We start from the raw sequence: 3,248 nt of genomic DNA on the forward strand, positions 1-3,248 counted from the left end.
CGCCCGGCGACGGCGGATCGGGTCGAGGCGTACTTCGAGGAGTTTCCGTCAGCATCGCGCTGAACCGGTTCATCTGGCTCGGGGTGGTGCGGTGCTGCCACGTGGGGTGAGGTGGGGTGTCTCGTCCTGCACCCGGCCGGCCGGCTGCCCGGCGACGACGGCGAGCAACTGCCGGGCGGCGTGGGCCCCGTACGCCGGGATGTCCCGGCCCAGCGCGGTCAGCGGCGGGTGCACCAGGCGGCACAGCGGTGAGTCGTCCCAGGCCACGATGGACAGGTCGCCGGGCACGGTCAGGCCCATCTCCTGGGCGACGGAGAGCCCGGCGACGGCCATCACGTCGTTGTCGTAGATGACCGCAGTGGGCCGGTGGGCGGAGCTGAGCAGCCGGCGGGTGGCCCGCCCGCCCTCCTCGCCGGTGTAGTCGGACCACACGGTGACCGCGTCGTCCAGGTTGAGCCGCTGGCGGACCGCCGCGAAGGCGTCGGTGCGGATCTCGGTGTGCCGCAGGTCGGGCAGGCCGGCGACCCGGGCGATCCGGCGGTGCCCGAGCGCGACCAGGTACTCCACCGTCTCGGTCAGCGCGGCGGCGTCGTCGGACCAGACACTCGCCAGCTCGCCGGTGCCGCCGGGGCCGCCGATCACCACCGCCGGCAGGTGCAGCTGTTCGAGTGCGGGGATGCGACGGTCGTCGGTGCGCAGGTCGCAGACGAGCACCCCGTCCACCCGTCGTTCGCCCCACCAGCGGCGGTAGACCGCGATCTCGGCGTCGTGGTCGGCCACCACCTGCAGGGTCAGCGCGTACGAGCGGGCGGAGAGTTCGGCTTCGACGCCGCTGATCAGCGCCATGAAGAACGGCTCGACACCGAGTGTCCGGGCCGGTCGGCACAGGGCCAGGCCGATCGCGCCGGCGGTGGCGGCCGAGAGGGCGCGGGCCGCGCTGCTCCGGCTGAACCCGATCTCCGTGGCGATGGCCAGGATGCGCTGCCGGGTGGCCTCGGAGACGCCGGGCTGCCCGTTCAGCGCGTACGACACGGCACCCTTGGACACCCCGGCGCGTTGGGCGACGTCGGCAATGGTCGGCCGCTTCACCGGCGTGCTCCTTTGCTGCTGCGAGAGTGCTGCCGCGACGTGCTGTCGCGGGCGTCAACGGCCGTTGACACGTGCGGGGCCGAAACGTACGGTTGCCTAGCTTATCCGGTTCAGTAAACGTCTTTCGATGCGGAAGGTGCGGTGAGGTCTTGCGCCGACAGGCACTCTACGACGGTTGGACAGTGCGAGCGGCCCCCGGAGCACAGGTGCCCGAGGAGGTCGCCGACCGGTCCGTGCCGGCGACCGTGCCGGGCTGCGTGCACACCGACCTGCTCGCCGCCGGGCTGATCGAAGACCCCTACCTCGACGACAACGAGCGGACGCTGGCCTGGATCGGGCGCACCGACTGGGTCTACCAGTCCACGATCGTCCACCGGGCGGGCGACGACGACCGCGTCGACCTGGTCTGCGCCGGCCTGGACACCGTCGCCACGCTCACCCTCAACGGCGTCGAGGTCGGCCGCACCGCGAACATGCACCGCGGCTACCGGTTCGACGTCCGACCGCTGCTGCGCGACGGTGACAACGACCTGGTCGTCACGTTCGACTCCGCGTACCGCTATGCCGAGGCACACCAGGAACGGCTCGGCGAACGCCCGAACGCCTACCCGGAGCCGTTCCACTTCATCCGCAAGATGGCCTGCAACTTCGGCTGGGACTGGGGGCCGACACTGGTCACCGCCGGCATCTGGCAGGAGATCAGCCTGCACGCCTGGTCGACCGCCCGGCTGGCCACCGTCCGTCCCCTCGTCACCATGGACGGTCGCGACGGCCGCGTCGAGGTGCACGTCGAGGTCGAGCGGGTCGCGGACGTCCCGCTGACCGTCCGCGCCGCCGTGGCCGGCGCACACGCCGAGGTGGTCGTCCCGGCCGGGCAGCGCACGGCCGTGCTGACCCTCACCGTTCGCGAGCCCGCGCTGTGGTGGCCCCGGGGGTACGGCGAGCAGGCGCGTCACCCGATCGATGTGACACTGCACGCGCCGGACGGCGACCTGCTGGACAGCTGGTCGCACCGGATCGGCTTCCGCTCGGTCCGCCTGGACACCACACCCGACGAGCACGGCACCCCGTTCTCGTTGTCGGTGAACGACGTCCCGGTCTTCGTGCGCGGGGTCAACTGGATCCCGGACGACGCGTTCCCCACCCGGATCACCCGGGCCCGGCTCGCCGAGCGGTTCGACCAGGCGGTCGCCGCCAACGTCAACCTGCTGCGGGTCTGGGGCGGCGGCCGGTACGAGTCCGCCGACTTCTACGACCTCGCCGACGAGCGCGGCCTCCTCGTCCAGCAGGACTTCCTGTTCGCCTGCGCCGCGTACCCGGAGGAGGAACCGTTCGGCAGCGAGGTGGCCGCCGAGGCCGCCGAGCAGGTAACCCGGCTCGCGCCGTACCCGTCGCTGGTGCTCTGGACCGGCAACAACGAGAACATCTGGGGCTGGCACGACTGGGACTGGCAGCAGGACCTCGCCGGGCGCACCTGGGGGCGTGGCTACTACCTCGACGTGCTGCCCCGGATCGTCGGCGAGCTGGACCCGACCCGCCCGTACTGGCCGGGCAGCCCCTGGTCGGGCACCGAGGCGATCCACCCCAACGACCCGGCGCACGGCACCACCCACATCTGGGACGTGTGGAACACCGACGACTACACCAGGTACCGGGAGTACGTGCCGCGCTTCGTCGCCGAGTTCGGCTACCAGGCCCCACCGGCGTACGCCACGCTGCGCCGGGCGCTGAGCGACGAACCCCTGGCGCACGACTCACCGGGCATGGCGCACCATCAGAAGGCGGCCGACGGTGACGCCAAACTCCAGCGGGGCCTCGACGCGCACCTGCCCGCCCCGGCGGACTTCGACGACTGGCACTACCTGACGCAGCTCAACCAGGCCCGAGCCATCCAGCTCGGCGTGGAGCACTTCCGCTCCCACCGGAACGTCTGCGCCGGCACCATCGTCTGGCAGCTCAACGACTGCTGGCCGGTCACCTCCTGGTCGGCCGTCGACGGCGACGGCCGTCGCAAACCCCTGTGGTATGCGCTGCGACACGCGTACGCCGACCGGCTCCTCACCGTGCAGCCCCGGGACGGCGGCCTGGCAGTGGTCGCCGTCAACGAAACCGCCGAGGCCTGGACGGCATCCGCCGCGGTCACCCGGTGCACGCTCACC

The 3,248-nt window shown here is 72.0% G+C and carries 2 protein-coding genes; one reads left to right on the forward strand and one right to left on the reverse strand.

Going from position 1 to position 3,248, the window contains the following annotated elements:
• Positions 1-69 precede the first annotated feature (69 nt).
• Entirely contained in the window at positions 70-1,089 is a 1,020-nt protein-coding gene (locus tag KBX53_RS27175; protein WP_030337195.1) for a LacI family DNA-binding transcriptional regulator, read from the reverse strand.
• A 206-nt stretch (positions 1,090-1,295) separates the two neighbouring features.
• Between KBX53_RS27175 and KBX53_RS27180 the strand changes: the two genes are divergently transcribed.
• Positions 1,296-3,248 (forward strand): glycoside hydrolase family 2 protein (locus KBX53_RS27180; protein WP_309140864.1); only part of this gene is annotated, 1,953 nt, incomplete at its 3' end.

The sequence above is a fragment of the Micromonospora sp. M51 genome (genome assembly GCF_018070305.1).
Classification (GTDB): Bacteria; Actinomycetota; Actinomycetes; order Mycobacteriales; family Micromonosporaceae; genus Micromonospora; species Micromonospora parva.